At 36.3% G+C, this 24,871-nt stretch carries 23 protein-coding genes; 18 read left to right on the top strand and 5 right to left on the bottom strand.

Annotation, left to right across the window (positions count from 1 at the left end; genetic code table 11):
* The first annotated feature begins 18 nt into the window (after window positions 1-18).
* Window positions 19-222, top strand: a complete 204-nt coding sequence (locus tag FYJ79_RS04885) for a hypothetical protein (protein WP_154515033.1) — start codon at window positions 19-21, stop codon at window positions 220-222.
* Window positions 223-244: 22 nt separating this feature from the next.
* On the opposite strand, the gene FYJ79_RS04890 is transcribed toward FYJ79_RS04885, so the two are convergent.
* Window positions 245-1,549, bottom strand: coding sequence for a hypothetical protein (locus FYJ79_RS04890; RefSeq protein WP_154515035.1), 1,305 nt, complete (start codon window positions 1,547-1,549; stop codon window positions 245-247).
* A gap of 55 nt (window positions 1,550-1,604) precedes the next feature.
* Complete coding sequence (locus FYJ79_RS04895; RefSeq protein WP_154515037.1) at window positions 1,605-2,909, bottom strand: GGDEF domain-containing phosphodiesterase; 1,305 nt, start codon at window positions 2,907-2,909, stop codon at window positions 1,605-1,607.
* A gap of 583 nt (window positions 2,910-3,492) precedes the next feature.
* Between FYJ79_RS04895 and FYJ79_RS04900 the strand changes: the two genes are divergently transcribed.
* The 6 genes from FYJ79_RS04900 (at window position 3,493) to FYJ79_RS04925 (ending at window position 8,438) form a co-directional block, all read left to right on the top strand.
* Window positions 3,493-4,062 carry a hypothetical protein gene (locus tag FYJ79_RS04900; RefSeq protein WP_154515039.1) on the top strand — a complete coding sequence of 190 codons (570 nt, stop codon included), beginning with the start codon at window positions 3,493-3,495 and terminating at the stop codon, window positions 4,060-4,062.
* Window positions 4,063-4,136: 74 nt separating this feature from the next.
* Window positions 4,137-4,424, top strand: coding sequence for a hypothetical protein (locus tag FYJ79_RS04905; protein ID WP_154515041.1), 288 nt, complete (start codon window positions 4,137-4,139; stop codon window positions 4,422-4,424).
* Between the two features lie 2 nt (window positions 4,425-4,426).
* On the top strand, window positions 4,427-5,107 hold the full coding sequence (locus tag FYJ79_RS04910; RefSeq protein WP_154515043.1) for a hypothetical protein: 681 nt from the start codon (window positions 4,427-4,429) through the stop codon (window positions 5,105-5,107).
* Between the two features lie 152 nt (window positions 5,108-5,259).
* A complete protein-coding gene (locus tag FYJ79_RS04915) occupies window positions 5,260-6,444 on the top strand; it encodes an ATP-grasp domain-containing protein (protein ID WP_154515045.1) in 1,185 nt (394 codons plus the stop codon).
* Between the two features lie 12 nt (window positions 6,445-6,456).
* Window positions 6,457-7,212: an esterase family protein gene (locus FYJ79_RS04920; RefSeq protein ID WP_154515047.1), complete on the top strand. Its 756-nt coding sequence runs from the start codon at window positions 6,457-6,459 to the stop codon at window positions 7,210-7,212.
* A gap of 11 nt (window positions 7,213-7,223) precedes the next feature.
* Entirely contained in the window at window positions 7,224-8,438 is a 1,215-nt protein-coding gene (locus FYJ79_RS04925; RefSeq protein ID WP_154515049.1) for an ATP-grasp domain-containing protein, read from the top strand.
* 1 nt (window position 8,439) lies between these two features.
* Here the strand turns inward: FYJ79_RS04925 and FYJ79_RS04930 are convergent, their stop codons facing one another.
* Window positions 8,440-8,952, bottom strand: a complete 513-nt coding sequence (locus FYJ79_RS04930; protein ID WP_154515051.1) for a DUF1836 domain-containing protein — start codon at window positions 8,950-8,952, stop codon at window positions 8,440-8,442.
* 128 nt (window positions 8,953-9,080) lie between these two features.
* On the opposite strand from FYJ79_RS04930, the gene FYJ79_RS04935 reads away from it, so the two are divergent.
* From FYJ79_RS04935 to FYJ79_RS04955, 5 genes are all read left to right on the top strand, one after another.
* On the top strand, window positions 9,081-9,914 hold the full coding sequence (locus tag FYJ79_RS04935; protein WP_154515053.1) for a DegV family protein: 834 nt from the start codon (window positions 9,081-9,083) through the stop codon (window positions 9,912-9,914).
* An 81-nt stretch (window positions 9,915-9,995) separates the two neighbouring features.
* Window positions 9,996-10,598, top strand: a complete 603-nt coding sequence (locus tag FYJ79_RS04940) for a DUF4230 domain-containing protein (protein ID WP_154515055.1) — start codon at window positions 9,996-9,998, stop codon at window positions 10,596-10,598.
* Window positions 10,599-10,695: 97 nt separating this feature from the next.
* The gene (gene typA / locus FYJ79_RS04945; protein ID WP_154515057.1) at window positions 10,696-12,528 is read left to right on the top strand and encodes a translational GTPase TypA; all 1,833 of its coding nucleotides are present in this window, start codon (window positions 10,696-10,698) and stop codon (window positions 12,526-12,528) included.
* Between the two features lie 47 nt (window positions 12,529-12,575).
* A complete protein-coding gene (locus FYJ79_RS04950; RefSeq protein WP_154515059.1) occupies window positions 12,576-13,478 on the top strand; it encodes a hypothetical protein in 903 nt (300 codons plus the stop codon).
* A 35-nt stretch (window positions 13,479-13,513) separates the two neighbouring features.
* A complete protein-coding gene (locus FYJ79_RS04955; RefSeq protein ID WP_154515061.1) occupies window positions 13,514-13,732 on the top strand; it encodes a DUF6465 family protein in 219 nt (72 codons plus the stop codon).
* Window positions 13,733-14,093: 361 nt separating this feature from the next.
* On the opposite strand, the gene FYJ79_RS04960 is transcribed toward FYJ79_RS04955, so the two are convergent.
* Complete coding sequence (locus FYJ79_RS04960) at window positions 14,094-15,065, bottom strand: zinc-binding dehydrogenase (RefSeq protein WP_229771329.1); 972 nt, start codon at window positions 15,063-15,065, stop codon at window positions 14,094-14,096.
* A 120-nt stretch (window positions 15,066-15,185) separates the two neighbouring features.
* Entirely contained in the window at window positions 15,186-15,296 is a 111-nt protein-coding gene (locus FYJ79_RS12820) for a hypothetical protein (RefSeq protein WP_407695590.1), read from the bottom strand.
* Window positions 15,297-16,834: 1,538 nt separating this feature from the next.
* Between FYJ79_RS12820 and FYJ79_RS04970 the strand changes: the two genes are divergently transcribed.
* The 6 genes from FYJ79_RS04970 to FYJ79_RS04995 all read left to right on the top strand — a co-directional run bounded on the left by FYJ79_RS04970 (window position 16,835) and on the right by FYJ79_RS04995 (window position 24,746).
* Complete coding sequence (locus tag FYJ79_RS04970) at window positions 16,835-20,107, top strand: Ig-like domain-containing protein (RefSeq protein ID WP_154515063.1); 3,273 nt, start codon at window positions 16,835-16,837, stop codon at window positions 20,105-20,107.
* Between the two features lie 10 nt (window positions 20,108-20,117).
* The gene (locus tag FYJ79_RS04975) at window positions 20,118-21,215 is read left to right on the top strand and encodes a class I SAM-dependent methyltransferase (RefSeq protein WP_154515065.1); all 1,098 of its coding nucleotides are present in this window, start codon (window positions 20,118-20,120) and stop codon (window positions 21,213-21,215) included.
* A 187-nt stretch (window positions 21,216-21,402) separates the two neighbouring features.
* Entirely contained in the window at window positions 21,403-21,669 is a 267-nt protein-coding gene (locus FYJ79_RS04980) for a phosphocarrier protein HPr (protein ID WP_033162753.1), read from the top strand.
* Window positions 21,670-21,781: 112 nt separating this feature from the next.
* On the top strand, window positions 21,782-22,543 hold the full coding sequence (locus FYJ79_RS04985) for a formate/nitrite transporter family protein (RefSeq protein ID WP_154515067.1): 762 nt from the start codon (window positions 21,782-21,784) through the stop codon (window positions 22,541-22,543).
* A gap of 88 nt (window positions 22,544-22,631) precedes the next feature.
* Complete coding sequence (locus FYJ79_RS04990) at window positions 22,632-24,317, top strand: phospho-sugar mutase (RefSeq protein ID WP_154515069.1); 1,686 nt, start codon at window positions 22,632-22,634, stop codon at window positions 24,315-24,317.
* 150 nt (window positions 24,318-24,467) lie between these two features.
* Complete coding sequence (locus FYJ79_RS04995; protein ID WP_154515071.1) at window positions 24,468-24,746, top strand: hypothetical protein; 279 nt, start codon at window positions 24,468-24,470, stop codon at window positions 24,744-24,746.
* Window positions 24,747-24,871 lie beyond the last annotated feature (125 nt).

Raw genomic sequence — 24,871 nt, forward strand, 5'->3', positions numbered from 1 at the left:
TGAAGCAGGAGAGAATATATGACATTTGAAGAAAGTGAAAAATTGTGGGAATGCATTGAATTGATCAAAGATATCTTGTTGTCTTCAGATCAGGTTATTGAGAAATTACCTCCTGATCAAGCACAATTCATCACAACATATAATGCCATGCTCACAAAAGCCTGGGGCAATCTATTAGAGCTCTATCAGGACTATACAACAGACAATTTTACAACACATTAAAGGGTGGACATTTGTCCACCCTTTAGTCAATTAGTGTAACTTTAATATAATTGTTGATAAATTCATCATATGTTTCAACAAGCCTTTGGCCACCAATATCCAACATATCATCATAAGCTTCTTCTTCAAATTCATCAATATCTCTTATATGATATGTAGATGCAAATGTATCTTTTCTTAAAGTCATTGAATATTCATGATCAGCTTGCTGTATAGCTTTTTGATAAGCTTTATCTGAAAATGTATCTTTTGTCAATTCTTCAATACGATCCTTTCTTGTATCGTTGAGATCATAGAGGAAAATGACAAGTTCTTTCTTTTGGTGATCAAGGTGTTCAAAGATGCGAACAAATTGTTTATGAAGATTAAAACGGAAATAGGGACGCAAGTGGTCATAGAGATGTGTTTTTCTAAAAGTCTCCATGCTCATGAAGGGATTTAGTTCCTCTACTTCTTGACTTCTTGGCTTTTCATAACGATAGCGATAAGCTAATGCCTGTTCAATCATTGTTGTGGTAATGATTTCTTCTTGCGTGTTGATATCTTTATAAATCATACGCAAGATAACTTCTTCTTCATATCCTTCCAACATATATTTATCATGAAGCTTCATAATCTGATAGTAGTAAGGGGAAAGTTTGCCGCCTGGCAGTTCTGGATTGCTTGCTTCAAGGGCTGCATGGGTGATGCGATCACGCATATAGCTTTCAGCATATTTCACAAAATCCACACCTGATGCTATTTGATAGCTTTCTACAGCATCTAGTAAGCCAAGAAGGCCATCGTTTAAAGCATCAACACGTTCATAAATACCTTGGGCATTTAAACGAGCAAGGATATCAAGTTCTCTTGTCAATTGAAGATAATATTGACTAATACAGCCGTGCTCATTGGGATAAAGTGCTTCATTGAGTGTGAAGAGTTCTTCTTCGAAGTTAGTATGAGCATTTCTTTTTTGAATGAGATAGGCATCTTTGATAATGCGATATTGAGTCAATGTATCGCTGTTATCTTGTTTTAAACGGGCCAGTGTGTTTGTTTCCCGTGTTTTCTCTTTGGAAAGATATTGGGCATATTGTTGATCTTGAGAAAGGGGGCTTTCTTCATGATATGTAAAGATGGCTGGTTTGTAGGTTAGAGGAAGTGGTGTATAGATGAGATGTATATCGTTAGCTTCATATTGATCAAAGAGGGCAACAAGTGGAATAAGATTTGTATAGACAGGATGTTTATACTTAAGTGGACCATAAGCCTTTAAGAATATTCTAATATCCAAGCTTTTCTGACCATTCTCTTCTTTGATATATTGTAATAATGACTGATCCATAGAATATTACTCCTTTATAATGTCCATTAAACAATGAATCACAAAAGAAAACAAGCTATGCGCTTGTTTGAAGATGATATTTGTGTTCGAATTCATCAAGTGGGATTGGTTTAGAATAATAATAACCTTGGAATATATGACAACCAATGGATTTTAAATAAATAGCTTGTTCAATTTGTTCGATACCTTCACATATGATCCCATGCCCAAGTTCATTAATCATATGACAAGTATTTCTTAAAACAGTTTTCGCAGCCTGATCGATGGTAACTGTATTGATGAATTCACGATCTAATTTAATCATATCAGCAGGCAGTTCACGAAGTAGATTAAGAGATGAATAGCCTGAGCCAAAATCATCAATTTCAGTCGTAAAGCCAGCTTGTTTTAAACGGTTGATGAGCGGGATGACTTCATGAAGATTATCCATCATACACTGTTCAGTAATTTCAATATTGAGCTTATTGGTAGGCACATGGGCTTCTTCGCATAAGCTCGTAAAGACGTCATAGAGATCAAAATAATGAAAGTCAAGGGGAGAAACGTTGACAGAAATACTAATGGAGGCAAGGGGCGTATGTTGCCATCTAGCGAGTGTTTCAACAGCCTGCTTCCAGATTAAATAATCCACTTCATGAATACGATGTGCTTTTTCAAGAATGGAAATAAATTCATAAGGCATTAACATGCCAAAAGGTGTCTGCCAGCGCACAAGTGCTTCAGCTGAAACCAAATTCCCCTGGATATCAACCTGAGGCTGTAAATACATCTTGAATTCTTTCTTTTTCAATGCAATATTCATCATAGAAAGAATATTCTTCATCCTTAATGTCACATCAAGATCATGATCAGAATAATTCCCAAATTCCACAATCCCCTGACGCTTAATCGATCTTAACGCAAAAAATGCTTTATCACAACCAACTGCAACAGAATCATGCGAACCTTTAAAATCATATCGACCAAATTGAAAATGCACATTCATAATCTCTAATGCTTCACTTGATTTCGTGAATTGATCAGCGAACTCTCTTATCCTGTCTTTTTGAAACAAGTTTGTCGGATAGAGAACAACAAAGTGATCAGCACTAATTCTTCCATAGACAATACTTTTATCAACCGTGGCGATTTTTCGTAAAGCCTGCCCAAAAGCTATAAGAATATGATCAGCAACATGATTACCATAGATTTGATTGACAAGATTAAAGTCTTTCAAATTTGTAACAATAATGCTGTAATGGTGGGGGCATTGATCAATGCGTCTTTGGGCGAGCTTAATAAAACCGTAATAATTTAATAAGCCAGTGAGAGGATCATGCATGGGAGCATTATCATAAATGACTTGTAAGTTTGTATCCATATTACCCTCCTCATTAGTAATACAATAATATTATCGATATACTTAAAGAGTATGTCAATAAGACATGAAATATATTTGTATAAACGAAAACCTAGCTCGTAAGCTAGGTATCGCGTCTCATGTTTGCGTGTATTTGGGAATTGAGACAACAATTATTATACTGATAAATTCTTGTTTGTACACACTTTTTGCATTATTATTGCTATTTTTGTGATATTTTCCATCAATAATGACACTAATCTCACAAAGATGCGTCAAAATATAGGAATTAATTCACATAAGACTTTATCTTTGTGATTAAAGTGATACAATAAAACTAGGAAATATGCTTTGCATATTCCTGCATCCATAGGGTAGGTCATCATACTTCCTACCAACAACAGCTATCCTGCCTTTTTATTCTACTTATTCGCCTAGCAGGATAACTGCTTTTTTCTTCCATGAATATGATGTACTTGCCTCAATAGACGATCACTCCTTCTCAAATTTGTGAAATTATTGTATGTGTGTGATTTCTATTCTTAGGACTTTTTTATTTTACTTTTTTGCATATAATAGAGGTAAAGAGAAAGTGAGAATAGATATGAAAAAGAAGATTCTGATCATTATTATTTTGTTGGCGTTAATTGGATGTCTTGGCTACTTCTATATGTCACAAAGCCAAAAAAGTGCATCTACTCCAACAAGTGATACAAATACCAACAAAGAGAAAAAACAAAAAGAAGAAATAAAAAAACAAATAGTCAAAGATGATAATCAAGAACCAGCTCAAGTCACTAAAGAAAAAGAAACAACATCATCTTCAACAACACCAAACGTTACTGTTACACAGATGAAAGATGGTACCTATTCCTCAAGTACACATTCTGGTTTAGAGGTTGGTCAGATTACAAGTATGACACTTGTTGGTGATCAGTATATTACGATTAAAGGTAGCTTTGTGGAAATGAGTGCTGATGGGGAAGAAGTAAAAGAACGTTTTAATGATGAAAGTCGAACATTTATGTTTGATGATCAGGTAAAGTTCTATTTCTATGGGGAAAAGGATGTAGAAATGAAGAAAGCTGACTTCTTCAAAGATGCGAAAACAGCACCAGGTATTGATTTTACCATCACCAACAACAAGATTACAAAAATGGCATTTTATTCATAGGCACAATTTTGTGCCTTTTTTTGATTTTATTTCATTTTGTTTTGTTTTTTTATACAATAGAGAAGGGTGATATTATGAATGAGAATTTAGAAGAGTTTACAAGAGATTTCATGGAAGCAAGAGCGAATCGTCATAAAGAGATGAAGAAGCATGAAAATGCTTATAAGAAGCTTAAAGCACAGGCAGAAGAGCAGGAAAATGATGAATTGGAAACAATTCTTACGAGCTATGAAAAGAAGATCCAACATATTATTTGTCATCTGAGTGAAAGAGGCATGTCAAATAAAGATATCTCAGAAATCACCGAAATGCCAGTTGAAGAAGTTGTCCATATTCTTGCGAAATATGCGATAAAGAAATAGCTATGAATTACGATTTATTTTGTGAGAGTCTTGTTGGTGAGATGGGGGATGTGATGTTTCCTGTCTGGAGTGCTCAAAGTGAAGAATGCATTTCCATCAGCAAGAAAGTCCTCTTGACGCGTGTTACTCATGATTTAGAAGATATGAACCGTTTGACTAATGATATGTATGAAGGCAAATTGATATTTGAGGCGTTAAAGCTTAATGCTCATTTTGAAGACTTTGCGAAAAGAATAGCTTATGGCTATTCGCCTGCTTTCGCTCGCTTTACACATAACATTATTGAGAAGATAGATCGGTATGAAAACAATTTTTCACATTTCTCTATTAGCTATGATGATATTTATGCTGCATCTTATAATATATTGAATCTATATTGTAATATTGCACAAAGCATTAATCATCAAACAGACTTCTCAACATTAGGACAAGATGTCAGTTACCAACAATTTCTCCAATCCTATCAACTCTATCAGAAACAAGCTTTAGGCGATGTGTCTGTTCTCCTGCAAGCTTCTTCTAAGAAAAGTGCCTTATCTCGTTTAGGCAAGATTCTGACAAAAAAAGATACGACGGGCTTAAAGGAAGAAGCGACAAATCGTTTAAGGGAATTGTTGGAGGATTATTTTATATTGGTGATGTCAGTGACATATAGGAAATTCAAGACACAATCAAAAGACTAGAGATGAGTATGATCTCTAGCTTTTTGATTATATAAGTAGGGAATAAGAATTCGTATTATCATAAATAATATGCGAAGAGTTAGAAATATGTGAAAACATTAGTGCAATGATAGAAAAAATGCTATACTACAAACCAAAAGGGGGAAGAGGAAATGAATTTTGTGTTTATTTCGCCTGGTTTTCCAAAAACATATTATCATTTTTGTGAAAGCTTGCAGAAACAGGGTGTTAATGTTCTGGCAATTGGGGATGTACCATATGATGAACTGAGTGAAGAAGTCAAACATTCAGTGAAAGAATATTATTATGTTGAAACACTTGAAGACTATGATGCCTTAGTGAGAGCTATGGGTTATTTTATCTTCCAGTATGGCCGTATTGATTGGCTTGAAAGCAATAATGAATACTGGCTCGAGAGTGATGCACGTTTGCGTACAGATTTCAATATTACAACAGGATTACAGAATGATATTATTGAAGATGTCAAACATAAATCAAGAATGAAGGAGTATTATGCCAAGGCCCATATTCCTACTGCCCGTTATATTCTTGTTTCAACGATTGATGCGGCAAAAGCATTTATTGATGAAGTGGCTTATCCCGTTATTGCGAAACCTGATAGTGGGATGGGAGCACAGGATACGCATAAAATCAATAATGAAGAAGAACTGGTGGATTTCTTTGAACATAAAGCTGATGTGCAATATATTATGGAAGAGTTTGTTGAAGGGGTGATTGAGTCATTTGATGGAATTGCTTCACAAAACCATGATATTATCTTTGAAACAAGTCATGTCTTTCCTGATCCATTATTAGATGTCGTCTCAGCACATAAATCATTTGTCTATTATTCACAACGTGTCATTCCAGAAGACTTAAAGCACTATGGGGAAGAAGCTGTTAAAGTCTTTCCAGTCAATGGCCGTTGTTTCCACATGGAGTTCTTCAGGCTGACAAAGGACAAACCAGGTCTTGCCAACAAGGGTGATGTTGTCGGCTTGGAAGTCAATATGCGTATGCCAGGTGGTTATACCCCTGATATGATGAACTGGGCTAATGATATAAATGTTTATGATATTTATGCAGATATGGTCACAAGTGGGGAAAGTCTTTATAATAGAAATAGGAGACCATACCATTGTGTCTATGCAGGTAGACGTGATGAAATTGTTTATCATCATACGGATGAAGAAATTAAGAAAAGATATCATCATGACTTAATGATGGTTGAAAGAATGCCGGATATCTTAAGTGATGACATGGGCAATGATACGTATACAGCACGTTTTGAAACTATGGATGAAGTGAATGCATTTATTGAATTTGTATTAGGTTAATGGAGGATGCTTATGAAAACACAATATTTTAAAGAATATAGTCAATGTCTTGAAAGAGATATGGAATTTAAGGTTTATGGTGAAGAAGGAGCTGAACCAGTATTAGTCTTTCCTAGCCAGGATGGGCGTTTCTATGACTTTGAGAACCAGGGCATGGTTAATTCTGTAGCCCATTTGATTGATGCTGGTCGAATTCAGTTGTTCTGTTGTGATTCTATGGATAAAGAAGGCTGGAGTGGTCAGCCTGGTGAAACATATGAACAGCGCACACATATCGTAGAACAATTCTATTATTATATTGTCAACGAATTAGTACCAAGAATCTTTGAGATCAACAAGAAAGATGGTCGTTATGCCGATGGTATTATTACGACAGGATGTTCAATGGGAGCAGCTCATGCCGCTAATTTCATGTTTAGAGCACCGGATATCTTTAAAGGCTGTGTTGCTTTATCAGGATATTATGATAGTGATCTCTTCTTTGGTGATTTCCACAATGATATCACTTATCGTAATTCACCAGTCGAATATTTACAGGGAATGAGTTACGATCATCCATTTGTCGATAAATATAGAAGATGCCGTATTGTCCTATGTTGTGGTCAGGGAGCCTGGGAAGACGATATGGTCCGTTCAACTAGTCGCATGAAAGAACTTTTAGAAGCAAAGAATATTCCTGCCTGGATTGACTTCTGGGGCTATGACGTAAGCCATGACTGGCCATGGTGGCGTGTTCAGTTGCCTTATTTCTTTGAAAGAGTCATCTAGGAGGTTTCTCAATGAATGTCATTTTCATTTCACCACAGTTTCCGCATTATTATTACAATTTCTGCCTGCGTCTTAAGGAAAGAGGGGCGAGAGTTCTAGGTATTGGTGATACACCCTATGATGGTGTTGACGACAATACAAAGAATGCCCTTGATGAATATTATTACATTCCAGACCTACAGAACTATGAAGATGTTTACCGTGCTGTTGGTTTCTATACAGCAAAGTATGGCAAGATTGACTGGATTGAATCAGAGAATGAATACTGGCTCTATCTTGAAGCACACTTACGTACTGACTTCAATGTCACAACGGGGCCTAAGCTTGTCGATATGGATCAGCTGCGACATAAATCAAAAATGAAAGATGTCTATCAGAGTGCTGGAATCCCTGTGGCCAAGTATGCTTATTTAGACAGCTTAGAAACTGGACTCCATTTCGCAAGAGAAGTAGGCTATCCTGTTATTGTCAAGCCTGATGATGGAATGGGGGCAAGCTGTACTTATAAGCTGACAAGTGATGAGGAATTCCAAAAGATTTATCCAACACTTGATCAAAACACACAATTTATTGTTGAAGACTATGTACCAGGTAATGTGGAAACATTTGAAGGTATTACAGATAGTCATGGCAATATTCTCATGTCCACATCCCATGTCATGTGTGATCCTGTTATGGATATGGTTAATGAACATCTTGATACCACATTCTATCAACAGCCTGTCTTTGCATCCGATATTTATGATATTGGTGAAAGAACAGTCAAAGCGTTTGGGACAAAGAGTCGTTTCTTTCATTTTGAATTCATACGTTTAACAGAAGATAAAGATTATCTTGGTAAAAAGGGTGATCTTGTCGGTTTGGAAGTGAATATGAGAGCACCGGGGGCTTATATTCCTGATATGATGAATTTAGCTTATGATGTGGATGTTTATACGATCTGGGCTGATATGATTTTATATGATCAATGTTTCTATGATATCAATAGACAATATTGGGTTGGGTATGCCGGGAGACGTAAGGATGTGCAGTACGCCTTAAGTAACGAACAGATCATGAAGCGTTATGGCCAGTTTATTGCCTTAGAGGATGACGTGGACGTGGCACTTGCAGAGGCGATGAGTGATCATATCTTCCTCTTTAGAACAAAAGACAAAGAAAAACTCTTTAAAATCATGCATGAAATTACACAACATGCTTATACAAAAAGGCTAAGTCGTAAATGACTTAACCTTTTTTCTCGTCTTCTTCTTTTTTGAGAGCTACGTTTCTAATAATACGTGATGCATGTATGGCATAGACACACGCACGCATGACTTTTAAAAACAAGTCACCAATATGTCCATCCATTACCTTGATATCATCAGAAATTTCTTCATTGATCAACAACGCTTCTAAAACATCACAGAAAGTATTATAAGATTCATCAAGAGGGACATTCTCAAACTGAATCTTAAGAAGCGTAGAGATTTCATCAAGAGAGAACACTCTCTTTAATAAACAAATGACTGTAAAATAAGCAACATGTTCGCGACTATATTTCTTTTTTATAGGAGGGCTGACAAGTTTGGCTTTAACATAATTATTAATCATTGTTGATGTAACAATTTTGTCATCTTCATCTAGCTTCAAGAAAGATAAACTCTTTTCAATTAATCCAATAACCTGATCCATATAGAGATCAAAATCCGGTAGTTCCTGCCAACGTAGAATATGAACATGATTATACTGATTATCCATAAGATATATCACCTCACCATGAAGAATACACCAATAGTCAATCTAAGTCAATTAATCTAGTATTAAATACTAAATATATTGACACTTGTAACTAGAAGCATTAATGTTGAAGTAGGAGATGATATGGAATGAAGATTATTACGGATACAAGCGCATTATATTCCCCACAGGAGGGACAGGCCTTAGGCATTGAAGTGCTCCCTTTACATGTCACTATCAACAATCAGACATATACAGAATTAGTCGATCTGACAACAGATGAACTTATTCAAAAAATTGCCGAAGGGGCTTTGCCACAATCATCACAGCCCAGTGTTGGTCATACGGTAGAAGTTTTAGAACAATATCAGAATGAAGACTGTCTTGTCTTTACGATGAGCGAGGGTCTATCAGGTACTTATGCATCCACAGTTCTTGCGAAAAATCAGCTAGAACATCCAGAACATATGCATATCATCAATACAAGAACACTCTGTGGTCCTCATCGTCACTTGGTTGATATAGCCATCCAACTCAACAAAGCAGGTGCTTCAACACAAGAAATCATTGAGACAATTAATGACAAAATGGCTTATACAAAGAGCTTTTTAATTCCGACAGACTTTGAATTCTTAAAAAGAGGTGGACGTCTTTCACCATTAGCTGCTAAGCTTGGTGGCTTGTTGAAGATTACAGCTGTTCTAGAATTAAGTGATGATGGCAAGAAGCTTGATAAATATGCCATTAAGAAGACAGAAAGTGGTGCTTTAAAAACAATCATCAAGTGTTATAAGGATATGGGTGTGGATGAACATGCGATTCTCTATGTCACACATGCTGGAGCTTTAATGAAAGCAAAGGGTTATGCAGAAATACTTCGCAATGCGTTCCCTCAAACAGAGATAGTAATTCATGAATTAACGCCAGTCTTTGTGACACATGGTGGTCCTGGCTGTATTGCTATTCAGATGATTAAGAAATAGGTCATGAAAATGGCCTTTTTTTCTTTGCGTTCTTTAAAAAGTTTTACTCAACGTGCATAATATGAGTAATGGAGGTAGAACATGCATTCAAAAAAGAAGAATTTGATCATCAGTATCATCATTATTGGGGTTGTTGTTGTGTTGGTATTTATTGCCGGCACATTCTATCGCTTTCAAGACCAGCATGCCATTACAAAACAAAGTCTCAAGACTATGCTTAATTCATTTGAAGACATCTCGTCAATCACCTATGACTATTCAAGAGTTGGACGTTTTGATGACAGTCTTGGTGTACAGGACTGGAAAAATCCTAATCCTAAAGGCTATTTCTTGATGACTTATCGTGGTGATATGGAAATAGGGGTGAAGCCTGAATTAGCTAAAATAACGATTTCTGATCAAAAGATCAGCATTGATATGGGGCAAATCCAAATTCTCTCCCATCATATCAACAAGGATAGTCTAGAAGTCTATGATGAATCCGCCAATGTCTTTACCAAAGTGAAGCTTAAAGAATATCAGGCATTTCAAACTTCACAGAAAAAACAAGTCGAAGAGGAAGAGAAGGTTAAGGGGACTTATCAACAGGTTGCTAAGAGGATTCGCAAGCAAATCTCAACTGCTTTAAAGGCAAATGATTCTATTCGTGAGAAATATCATCTTGAAGTGATTGTGGGTAAGTAAGAAAAGTATGATTGTAAGGGTTTATTTTTGATACTTTTTTGTTGTGATAGAAAAATGTTGTGTTATAATATGCGAGTTAGAAAGAGGTGCACATTATATGGAAATTAGAAATGTAGCGATTATTGCCCATGTTGACCATGGTAAAACTACACTTGTTGACCAGCTATTAAAGCAGTCAAAGACACTTGAAGCCCATGAAGAAATTGCGGAAAGAGCAATGGATAGCAATGACCTAGAAAGAGAGAGAGGTATTACTATCTTAGCTAAAACAACGGCAATTCATTATAAAGATTATAAAATCAATATCTTAGACACACCAGGCCATGCTGACTTTGGTGGTGAAGTAGAACGTATCATGCACATGGTGGATGGTTGCGTATTGCTTGTTGATGCATATGAAGGCACAATGCCACAGACACGTTTCGTCTTAAAGAAAGCATTAGAAGCCCATGTTAAGCCAATCGTTGTTATTAATAAGGTTGACCGTCCAGTTACACGTATTGATGAAGTTATGGATGAAGTTCTTGAATTATTCATGGAACTTGGTGCTGATGATGATCAGTTAGACTTCCCAACATGTTATGTCTCAGCCTTAAATGGTACATCTTCACTCGATCCAGATCCAGCAACACAGGAAGCTACAATGGATAACTTATTTGAAATGATTGTCAATGAAATCCCAGCACCAATTGTGGATCTTGAAGATGGCTTACAGTTACAGCCAGCTTTACTTGACTACAATGACTATGTTGGACGTATTGGTATTGGTCGTATTCAAAGAGGTACAATTCATTTAAATGATAATGTAGTATGTTGTCGTGCTGATGGTACAACAACACCATTTAGAGTACAGAAGCTCTATACATTCCTTGGCTTACATCGTATTGAAGTTGATGAAGTGGATGCTGGTGATATCTGTGCATTTGCAGGATTGGCTGATATTGGTGTTGGGGAAACTGTTTGTGACCCACAGCATATTGATCCATTGCCATTATTACATGTTGATGAACCAACAATTCAGATGGTCTTTGGTACAAATACATCACCATTTGCTGGTCAGGAAGGAAAGTTCGTAACAGCTACTAAGCTTGAAGAACGTTTATTCCGTGAAACAAATAAGGATGTATCATTAAAGGTTGAAAGAATTCCTAACTCTGAAGAATGGATTGTTTCAGGACGTGGGGAATTACATTTATCTATCTTAATTGAAACATTAAGAAGAGAAGGCTATGAATTACAGGTTTCTAGACCACATGTTATTATTAAGAATATTGATGGTGTGAAGTGTGAACCATATGAAGATCTTGAAATTGAAGCACCTGATGATTGTATTGGTTCAGTTATTGAATCATTAGGCTTAAGAAAGGGTATCATGGATGATATGTCTTCCGATAATGGTATGACAAAGGTTCATTATGTTATTCCTTCAAGAGGCTTAATTGGCTTTATGACAAACTTCATTACAATGACAAGAGGTTATGGTATTATCAACCATACATTCTTAGAATATCGTCCAATGGACAATGATAGTATTGTCGGCGAAAGAAAACTTGGTGTCTTGATCTCTATTGATACCGGCCAGACTACAGCTTACTCACTAGGTTCAGCTGAAGCCCGTGGTGTGATGTTTGTAGGCCCAGGCGTACAAGTTTATGAAGGTATGATTGTTGGGGAACATGCTAAGGATAATGACTTAGTTGTCAATGTCACTAAGCTTAAAGAAAAGACTAACACACGTTCTTCTACAAAGGATTCTACTGTTGTCTTAAAACGTCCAAGAATTATGAATCTTGAGACATGTCTTGACTATATCAACGAAGATGAATTAGTAGAAATTACACCAGAATCAATCAGATTAAGAAAGAGATACTTAACTGAGAATGAACGTAAGAGAGCATTCAGAGCAAAGAATGCTGCTGTCAACGACTAATATAAAAAGGGAAATGTAAGTTTCCCTTTTTTGATAGGAGGGTTAATGTGAAGAAGCAGGATATTATTGATTTAAAACTGAATCCTACTGATAAGCCTGATTATTATTATCTTGTGATTGATGAGTATATTCTGATACTTGCATTCATGCCTTTTTATCGCTTAGCCATCATGAGTTCAGTAACACACAAGAAGAGTCTGTCCGATTATCTTAATCGTCTCTATATCCATAATGATGATATCAAACGTGCTTATTTAATAGATCATGATTTAGGGATTGTGCTGAATTATCGAAGAATGAACACAAAAGAGCTTGAAGCCATTCTCAAGAATCTCGTTCTTACTTTTAAAGAACTCAAAATTCATACTGTCGACCGTTTCACAAAACAGCCAGGTGTGCTCTATCCAGCTTTTATGGCTGAAGATATTGAGATTGTCAGCCGTCAGTCCTTTGCGAAACAGGAGCGTGAACATCAACCTAAGAAAAGTCAAAATGCCGGCTTGCTTTCAGCATTTTTACTAGGCCTTATCGGTTCATGGATGTTTGCCCATTATCATAAGCTTGGCCTTATTGTCTCACTTTCTGGTATTATTCTTGGACTTTGTACTTTCTTTGGCTATCTGTGGCTTGGTGAGCGCATGGACAAGAAAGGAATCATTGGTTCTTTTGTCATCAGTGCTGTCGATTTACTTATCGGTCAGGTCTTTGCGACAGCCATCAGTATCAAGGATGGTCTTGTAGCTTCGACAAAGAATACCATGCATTTATCGCTTTTTGAGACATTACCTCTTGTCCCTCATTTTCTTGTCGATCAGGATGTTGTAGGTGCTATGCTGCCCTATCTGGGACTGACATTGCTATTTGTGATTACAACGATATTGATATGTTTCTCTTTCTACAAGAAAGGACATTCATTGAAAAATACGTATATTCTTTATGATCAGCGCTAACTGTGATAAAATATTATCAAAGGGAGGGCTTAGCCATGAAGACATCCATTCATATTCAGTTTAGAGATGATGTAAATGTGAAAGATGTTGAGAATACGGTAAAAGAGGCTTTAAAGAATGAAGGATTAAAGATTTCTTCACTTAAGCAACTTGATATCTATTATAAACCACAAGAAAATGCAATTTATTATGTGGCTATTGATAAAGATGATAATATTACCGGATCTAATAACAGGCCTTTGCATCTCTCATAGTTTAACCAGTCCTTGTGACTGGTTTTCTTTTGCAGGAAAATTTTGAACAAAAAAAACTATGAGAATACAATTATCAGAGCATAGCTACGCATAGTTAGAACTGTTTGATATACTGTTGTAATATTTGTTTGATAAAATTATCCTATAATCATTTCTCCAAATAACTCTACTAGTAATTCAAACATAAATAATAGGGAAGTTTTCTTGGCTGAACTACTCCGACTTATAGAAGTCAGGGTAATTCACCTTTTATGTTGCAATCCAACTGCATGAGCAAAAGAAAAGCGCCTCGATAAGGAGACGCTTCAAAATCCTATGCAAGTACAAACTAGAATTTGCACGCTTCTACAATCGACAGATGTCACGGCAATACAACCACTTTTCCGAAGCTCTTAGTGTCCTCTAAATAAGTATGTGCCTCCCGAATTTGATCCAGAGAGAACACTTTTTCTGGTCTGACATTAATACGATATTGCTGGATAAACTTTAGCAAATGATTCATTTTTTCTTCGCTGACATTCTTTGATTCAACGGAAGTGAGATACGAATTTGCAGGAAGGTCTTCCAGTGGATCAAAATTATCCATTGTCCAAACACCACCCAGCAGACCGGTTATACAGACAATACTGTCTTCTGTCATATGACGCAGCGTATCCTGAATTGCTGCAGGCCCAATCAAATCCAGTACACGAGAATAATGTTGCTCTGTCAGAAGAATATTATCCTTATCCAAGACAACATCATCAAATCCTGCCTCAAGAAGCCGCTGCTTTTTATCTGGGCGACGGCTTGTTCCAGTTACCTGAATATCAGGATATTTCCCTTTTAACAATCTTAAAAACGCTATGCCGACTCCACTGGTTCCGCCTCTTACAAGAACATGATCTGATTCACTGATTTTCAGATTCAGCATGGAATTATAGGCGGTATAGTAGGTTTCAGGTATTGCAGCAAGAACATCCCAGGGAAGATCCGTTTCCACAGGATATAACTGGCGATTTGGCAGAAGTGCATATTCTGCATAACTGCCATCAAAAGCCCTTCCCATCTCTCCCATGATAGATACAACTTTCAGTCCAACGGGAAGCCGTTTTTCATCCGTCGTTTCAGCGATTTCTCCAACACATTCAATTCCCAGAATCCTCGGGAATTGTACACTTGGAGACAATCCATTGCGCGTAAAAATTTCCGAATGGTTAATTCCGAATCCGCGAATTTTTACTAAAGACCACCCGGCTTTTGTTTCTGGAATCGGACGCTCTTCCAAAATAAGTTTATCCGGTCCGCCAGCTTCGTAAATAACTACAGCTTTCATTTTTTTATCACTACACATATGAAATTCTCTGTAAATTCTCATTTTTCATTTTTTAAGTATCTCACCAATAGAAAAGAGTAACGCTTTCTCGGCAATCGTTACACGATTTCCAGAAATCCCTGTATAAAGTTCTCTGGATTATTCTGATGTCTGATAACATGTCAGCTGATTTTTACCAAGCTTCTTACACCAATAAGGTGTGATCATGCAATGAGTGCTGCCTGTCACTGAATCTTCTGGTACGCCCATCTTTGGTGCAAAGATACGGGAAACACAGCCGTAGGCCGTCCCCTTTTGCTGTCACTCCATCAAGTTGCTCCGTTTTCTTCTGATCGGGCTTCAGATTGATCACTGTATTCTCATCCTCAAGTACCAGAAGAAGATCCCTGTCCAGATAAGCATCAAAAACATCCGCCCCAATGGCATCTTTCATAGTATCCATTACAGGGACGGGATTGCAATGATAGGCAAGAAAATTCATGACAGAGGTAGCTTCTTTTTTTGAATATAGAACATTCTCACTTGTGCCTTGAAATCTATCATTTCGGTGTCTTTTTCGTAAAAGTTAAACAGCACATATGATGTTCCCAGTGTTACATGCTCGCAGAAATCAATTTCACCGCCTGACGTAAACTAGCGGAGATGATAGCTTTCGCCTTCTTTTACTGTAAAAGCAGTTTCTGAGAAACAGTTTTCTTTGGCAATGTTTTACATCAGCTCATCTGGAATACATTCATCCATTACGCATACAGCTGCCTGATTTCCCTTAAAAGGGGTATCAGTAAATGCGTCTACTATGTATTGCTTCAAAATCCATACATCTTTATATCCAAATTGGTATTCTGAGTTAAGTATAGCAAATAGAATTGAGTATAGCAAATAATCATGAATGGAGGGTGAATAGCATCAATTATATTAAGAAATGTTGCCATCCTCTGATTACTGAAATTCTACATAGAGTCGTGCTGATTTCTTATCCTCAACTGTGATCGGGTGTTTGCTATCTCAGGCAACGGAGTGAAACACGTGATTATAGGACAACATATTTTAAACGTTTGAAATTGTCGGATAGTAAATTGTTGTCATCTCCCTTAAGTGTTAAATAATTGACTCATTCAGTTAGTTAATTCTGATTACAATAAGAATATTTGATAAGGAACTTCTCTCAGTTAAATACAAATGTTATTTCAAGGAATCAATTTTATAACGAAAAAATATCAAAAAGGAAATTTGAATCATTCGATATTTATGAGAGTTGTTCCCTATCAGAAAAAATATAAGAAAAGGACAAATACGAAGGTTTTCATGGGCTCAACCTCATATCGCTTATTTTGTTAATTGCTTTAAAGCTGTTGATAGACTGATTTTCAAGGAAGGAACAATGCATATTTCTGTATTGATTTTTTTTATTGTTTTTATATGTTTAAGCATCCTCTGGGGTATTTTTGTACATATTTAATGTACCGATATGGATGTTTTTTTATATTAATTGAATGGAAATGCTGAAAATGATATGTGTTGTAATAATAGTTAGGGCACATTTTCATGTGTTATAATTGATATGGTTAGTCATTATATATTTGTTGGAGTGATACAATGTTAGATGAGTTTTTTCTAAAAATGAAGTACAAAAAGGATATATAACTTGTATATGGGACTATGTTCAAAACATCACTATATTGAAAATATAGCGTAATAAAAGAAATTTGAGAGTTTAGCTATTGACTCCTTGGCAATTTTCTTTTAGCTAATTTATGATATAATGGGCAATACAGGAGGAAATACGCATGAAACGTATCTTAGCAGGCCTTTTTGTCGCAGCGTTCGCAATAAGTGGCTGTAGCAGTTCAAAGAGTGAGACTGTGACATTTATGGCAAAAAACAAGGCTGGAAATCTCTACGCATTATATAATACAAAGGGCAAAAAACTGACTGATTATGATTATAAGAGCTATCAGGAAGTGAAGAATGCAGGATATATTGTAAAGAATAATAAAGATCAATATCGTTTTATTAATTATGATGGTAAGGAAACAATCAATAATAAATATATCTCTGGCACAAATACCTTACTCACAACCTACAATACCCCATCAACACATCTACAATTTGAAAAGAATGAACTTACGCTTGAAGAACTTACAAGTACAACACTGAATTTACAGAATGCTTCAAGCACACCTGTTTACAGTTCATCCAATAATAAGATTGTGACAGTGGATCAAAATGGTGTCGTCAATGCAATGAAAGCAGGTCGGGCAATGATAACAGCACGTGTGGGTGATGAAAGTGTTGATACAGTCATTACCGTTACACCTATCATCCCTCGCTTATCGACAAAGCATATCAAACTCAATATTGGTCAGACAGAAGATATTGCAGTATTGGATAATCGTGATCGTGAAGTGAAATGGTCGAGTGCACATGACAAGATTGCTTCTATTGATGCAAATGGTCATCTCACAGCGTTAAAGAAGGGCACAACAACAATCAAAGCACAAACTGGTGATAATACGCTCGAGGCAAAGGTCGAAGTAACTGAACCTACGGTGAGTGCTGATATCAAGAAAACAACTGTCTTTCAGGATGATGATCCCTTTAAGATTACCTTAAATGGTGTACGTGAAGGAGAAACAGTGAAATGGTCATCGGGTAATAAAAAGATTGCCCTTGTGGATCAAAATGGCCAAGTTGTTCCTAAGAAAGCTGGTAAAGTGACAATCACGGCAAGTGTGATGAGTCAGAAGATTCATGTGCTTGTAACAGTGAAGAAACGTGACTTACGTTTAAAAAAGAAAAACTATGATTTAACTGTTGGTCAGGAAACAAATGTTGAGATTAAGGATCTTAAAGCGAATAGTGCTGTTAGTTATCAATCAGCCAATCCTGATATTGTATCCATTGATGAAAATGGCAAGCTGACAGCTTTGAAGAAAGGCAATACAACCATCAAGGCGACTATAGGCAAACGTAAGCTTAAAGCCCAGGTTCATGTATCCAATGTCAAAGTAGCTATCAGTCAAAAAGAAGCAAGTTTGATTGAACTTGAAACATTACAATTAACTGTAAGAAATAGTGATCCTAATAGTCCTATTACATGGTCTTCAAACAAGAATGATATAGCTGAAGTGGATCAAAATGGTCTTGTCACAGCGAAGAAAAAAGGAACCGCAACCATCACGGCTACAATTGGTAATAAAAAATATCAATCAAAGATAACTGTGAAGAAACGTGTGCTTTCTCTCGATAAAGAAAATATTGTTCTGATGGAAGATGAACAGACTAAAGTTGGTATTCGTCATGTTAAGAAAGATGCCTCTGTGACATATAAGAGTGCTGATGAAAAGATTGCGAAGATTGAAAATGGCATTCTTACAGCTATCAAATCCGGCAAGACAAAGATAAGTCTTACTGCTGAAGGTAAGACATTCACAACAACAGTTACTGTTAAAGACCGTCCAATCACTCTTGATGAAAAACAAAAGACATTAATGCTTGGTAAGAATAGCCAGATTAAGGTGAAGAATGCAGGCAAGCGTACTTTAAGCTTTAAGACAGGCAAGAAAGATGTTATTGAAGTGGATGAAAAGGGTGAAGTGCGTGCATTAAATCCAGGTGAGGATGTTGTGACGATTCAAGCTGGTGATACAACGCTTAAATGTAAGATTATTGTCAAAGAAGAAAAGCTTTCTGTACCTGCGACAATGACGATGACAAAAGGCGCAACTGGTAGTATTCAAGTCAAGAATCTTGTCAATCAGCATATCACTTGGGTAAGTGATGATCCTGAAGTAGCCAGTGTTGATGAAGCAGGTCTTATTACGGCTCATAAAGCAGGCAGAGCAGTTATCACGGCAACTATCAACAAGAAAAACTATCAAACTAAACTCACAGTCAAACGTGATTCCAATACTTTGGTAAAGACAAAGAATGTACCTTTATCTTATAAACAGACAGCTATTATAAATGCAGAAGGAAAAACTATTTATAAGGCTGATAAGAATGTCGCGCTTAAGAAAACAGATGTCCCTGTGCTTTATGAAAAAGGGCATTATCGTGTTCTCTATGATACAAAGAAAGATCTCTATAATGGCAAAGAAGAAGTAATGTATACGCTAGGAAATCAACATGTCATTGTGCTTGTCTTCAACCATAAGCTACAGATCTTCTTCATCTCCCAAGTCAACAAGCCATTGACTCTTGATGAAGGTGGAAATTATCAGATAATGGCTAGCAATGATCATCAAGTTGTTCTCTATGATGCAGATAATAAGGCCGCTATCGTTGCTGATGGAAAGAAGAAAATGATTTCCTGTGTTGATCAGGAAGTGACGAAAGCCTCTCTATCCAACAACAATATCATGCTTGAAAATACATCAGGAACATATCTTATCAACAAGAAAGGCCAGAGTGTCAAAATCAATTCCTACTATCAGGATAGTGAACATTATCTTGTGCGTGATGAACAGTATGTTTATGGCCCACATGTTGTTGTGAATGGACAGAAGAGATATAAAATTAAGGATGTTCAATTAAAACCAGCAGTCACTTATTTAGCGGGTCAGCTCTATCCTGTTTATGTCAAAGATCAAGGCTTTGTTTACTATGATATGAATGGTAAGAAAGCTTTTGATAAGGTCTTTGTAGAAGCAGAAGCTTTTGATCAGAATGCTTTAGCGATTGCCATCAAGAAGAATCAAGAATATGTTCTGATTGATGAGAAGGGCAAAGCAATTCTCACTTCTAAACAAAGAATTGCTTATATTGGTGGTGATTATTATGCTTATTATAAGGCTGATGGTTCATTTACGGTTTATGATTCTACAGGAGAAGAAGTTCTAGAAGACAAATGTACAGACTTTACAAAAGATGCCCTACAACGTATTGATGGTGTCACATATGTCATCTTAAATAGAAATGGTCGTCATTATATCTATGATGCAGATGATGGCTTTAAAGTTGTCTTCTCAACAGAAGAAGCTGTTGCACTTGATGCCAGGGGCTTTATTGTTGTAAATGAAAGAAAGTATTATGATTTAAAAGGAAAAGCGATAAATTAGGGAGGATATTATGAATAATGTGATGAGTCTCTTTGTCTCACTTCTTGCATTAATCGGCATTCTTCTTGTAATGCAGATTATTACGGTAGAGATCATGGCAAGAAAAGCACTAAAGACAAATAATACAGGATATTTTATGATTTTCAATTTACCCTATAGCTATAATCGTTCAGCACGTATGGGCTTTGTTTATTTCTTTGTTTATTTACTATTCTTTAGTGAAAAGGTGTTTTCAACAGAATGGTTCCTTTACTTACTTGTCTTTATTGCCATGGGGATTGTTTCTGATGCTGTTGTGCAGTATTTAGTGCTTTATTATGGCAAGATACGTTTTAAGAAATATATTGTTGAAACAGAAAAGCTAGAAGATGAAGTGAAAGCTTACTTTAATCAGGAGGAAGCAGCTTCAGAAGACTATGAACGCTCTATGCCTACTTACAATGAAATAGAACTGACAAAAAAATATCTTCAGCCAACAGATCATCTAGCCTTTATGTCCATTGATGGCGGAGATTATGTCAAGAACTTTCAGACCTATCCAGAAGTGACTTTTGATGTTGAACCTTTCTTTGATCAATATCAAGTCGAACAGAATCTTTCCGGCCTTCCTATTAAAGTCACTGGACTCACTCAGGAAAAGGGCTTGCCTTTTAAAGATAATCATATTGATCTATTTGCGAATGAATATTCTACATATGATAAAAATGAAGTAGTGCGTGTATTGAAGCCAGGAGGCATCTTTGTCCTTAATCAGAATGGCAGCGAGAATCTCAAAGAATTCCTCAATATGTATATGCCTTTAGCTTTACGCAGTCAATGGAATGTGGAAACAGCTAAACAATCATTGATCAATGTAGGATTTACGATACTAGAAGCATATGAAGACTATGGTTATCTGCATTTTAGAAGTCTTAGCCAGCTGGATACTTATCTCAAAAAAGTCGTCCCAGAATTAACAAAGGAACGTGAAAAATTTGTGACGTTTTATACACAAGCTTTACGAGATATCAAAAATCAAGGCTTTTACAGCCTTTCTACATACCGATTTATTATTATTGCGAAACTTACCGGAAGCTATCAGGAAATAGCTCAAGAGCATCAATTATGATGCTCTTTTTTTGGTGTATTTATGGGGATAATTTATAATGAAAAAAATCACAAGAAATCGTTGGAATATATGCATTTGAAAAGGATTGATGTGTTTGTATGTAAGCGATTTAAAAAAGTTTAGAGAAGTTATGGAAATGTGTAGAATTTGTGCTATAATGAATGCATATTCAAGGAGGATTTTATTAATGGAAAAATATTCATTCGTTGTAGCTGATCCAGTAGGATTACATGCTAGACCTGCAACTATCTTAGTAAACCAGGCTTCAAAATTTACTTCAAACATTAAATTAACTTATAATGGTAAAGAAGTTAACTTAAAGTCTATCATGGGTGTTATGTCTTTAGGTGTTCCAACTAAGGCTAGCGTTGAAATCACTGCTGAAGGTGAAGATGAAAAAGACGCAATCGCATCTATCGAAAAAGTTGTTAAAGAACAGAAAGTTGCTGAATAATAAGAATGAGAAGGAGAGGAAACTCTCCTTTTATTTTTCAAAAAAATGATTGCCCTTACATTTTATTATTGGTATGCTTTAAATATCAATATGTAAGAAGGGGTAAACAATTATGTACGATGATACTTTTGATGCATTAAGTAATGCAGCAAGAAACAAATCAAGGTTCTTAAAGAAAAGACCAATAGGCTATTTTATTTCCTCAATGATGGCAGGGGCCTTTATTGGCTTTGGGAATATCTTGATTAATACAATTGGTGGCTTATTAAATGGTGCTCCAGCCACAAAGATTGTCATGGGGGCAGCATTTGGCATTGCCTTATCGCTTGTCGTAATCGCTGGGGCAGAACTCTTTACTGGCAATACGCTGGTCATGAGTGCTGGTGTTATGAAGAAGAAAGTTTCAATCAAGGATATGTTGATATTATTTGTCGTATGCTGGATTGGAAACTTGGCAGGCAGTGCGCTGTTGGCATGGCTATTTGAGCTATCGGGCATGAATACGCCTGCTACAGCGAAATTCTTGGCGACAGGGGCACTTGCGAAAATGTCAGCTGGCGCCTTACAGTTATTTGTCAGAGGCATTTTATGTAATGTTCTTGTTTGTTTGGCTGTCTGGTGTGGCTTTAGATGCAAGAGTGATTCAGGAAAGTTGATTATGATTTTCTGGTGCTTATTTGCCTTTATTATTTGTGGCTTTGAACACTCTATTGCGAATATGACACAGTTAACTGTAGCTTTATTGAATCCAGCTGGATTACCAATAACTTTGTCTGGTTATTTCTATAATTTAATCGTTGTAACATTAGGTAATATTGTTGGTGGTATTGTTTTTGTAGCTCTCCCTTATTTCTTGGCAACAAACAAAGATTAATTGTGTAGGATAAATATCAATGTGGTAACCGTTTTCTATTTTAAGAAAATGAGAAGTTTGTTATAATGGTGCTAGAGGTGAATTGAGAATGGATTATAAGACAAATTATGAAAAATGGCTTAACTTCGAAGGTATGGATAGTACTTTGAAGAATGAATTAAAGGGCATGGATGAAAAGACAAAGGAAGATGCCTTCTATAAAAATATTGAATTTGGTACAGCAGGTATGCGTGGTGTTCTTGGTGCTGGTACAAACCGTATGAATATCTACATGGTCAGAAAAGCAAATGTAGGCTATGCGAAATGGATTCTAGAACAGCCAAATGGGAAAGAAAGAGGTGTTGTTATTTCTTATGATAACAGACATCAATCTTATATCTTTGCGAATGAATCAGCAAAGATTTTAGCTGGTTTTGGTATTAAGACATATATCATGGAATCATTAAGACCAACACCTGAATTATCATTTGCGGTAAGATATTTAAAATGTGCTGGTGGGATCATGATTACTGCTTCTCATAACCCAGCTGAATATAATGGCTATAAGGTTTATGATGATACAGGTTGTCAGCTTATTCCTGAATGGGCAGATCAGGTGACTCAATATGTCAATGAAGTAGAAGACGAATTAGCAGTCAAAGTTCCTGCTGAAGATGAAGTTTATGATCTTATTAACTGGGTTGGTGAAGAAATTGACCGTGCATACTATGATGCGGTTAAGAGCTGTGAAATCAATCCTGGCTTAGACAAGAGTGACTTCAAGATTGTCTATTCCCCACAGCATGGTGCTGATAACTGGCCAGTAAGAACAGTATTGAAAGAATTGGGTTATGATATTGTGCCTGTATTGTCACAATGTGCACCAGATCCAGATTACTACAATACAAAATCTCCTAACCCAGAAGTACCTTCTTCCTATGATGAAGCTATCAAACTAGCAAAGAGAGTAGATGCTGATGTCATTGCGATTACTGATCCTGATGGTGATAGACTTGGGGTTGTTGCAAAACATAATGGTGAATATGTACTCATGTCTGGTAACCAGTCAGCTGCAGTTTATCTTGAATATATCCTTTCACAATTAAAAGAACAGGGTAAACTTCCTACTAATGCGGTTATGTATAATACTATTGTAACTTCTGATTTAGGTGAACTTGTTGCGAGAAGCTATGGTGTTGATGTTGAAAAGACATTAACTGGCTTTAAATTTATTGGTGATAAGATTAGAAAATATGAGAAGACAGGTGAAAAACAGTTTATCTTTGGTTATGAAGAATCTTATGGCTGTGTTGTTAAAGACTTTGTCAGAGATAAAGATGCTGTACAGGCTGTCTTACTTGCTGCAGAATGTGGTAATTACTACAAGAAACAGGGCAAGGATCTCATTGATGTCTTAAATGAACTTTATGCTAAACATGGTACATTCAAGGAAAGCCAGATTGCTCTTGCTAAAGCTGGTGTAGAAGGCGCTAAGCGTATTGCTGAAATTATGAACACTTTGAGAGCAGAAGCACCAAAGGAAATTGGTGGCTACAAGGTTACTTTAGCTGAAGATTATGCTAATTCAACACGCAGTGATGGTAGTGTTATTGACTTACCTAAATCAAATGTTCTGAAATATTATTTAGAAGATGGTAGCTGGATTGCTGCTAGACCATCTGGTACAGAACCAAAATGTAAATTCTATTTCTCAATTAAAGGCAAAGATGCTGCTGATGCTGCAAACAAGACAGAAGTCTTCCAAAAAGCTATGATGGATGCAATTGGAGAATAATATGAAAAGCGTTGAATTATTCAACGCTTTTTAAATATTCTGGGAAAAGAGAAAAATTCTATTTTCAGACAGACTTAGAAAATTACATAACTGGCTTTTTTTTAGATGGGAATATTGGTATAATATTTCAAGTAAGGAAGGGTGAGTGTTATGAGTCTTAAGACAACACAGCTTTTAATTGGACTTACAAGGAAGATAGCACTGGTGCTAGCCGTCCTTGCTGGAGTGAGCTTGATCATGAAGCTAAGAACAATAGCTATGATTATGTTTATTGCCTTAGTCGTCATGCTTGTTGTTTATTTTGCTTTGGCATTGGTATCGTGGCGTTGTCCAAGCTGTCATCAGTATTTGCCATTGAAGAATGCGACAAAGCTTAAGGAATGCCCACATTGTCATCATCCCATAGATAAGACACCAATAAAAAAATAGGGAATGTCCCGAAATAACTAAATATTTTGAGGTCTGCTAAGCAGATCTCTTTTTCATCTTCGATTCCATGAGTGATAGAGGATTTCTGCAATATACAGGCATAAAAAAACACCATCTCATATGGT

The sequence above is a fragment of the Sharpea porci genome, from assembly GCF_009695655.1.
Lineage (GTDB): Bacteria > Bacillota_I > Bacilli_A > Erysipelotrichales > Coprobacillaceae > Sharpea > Sharpea porci.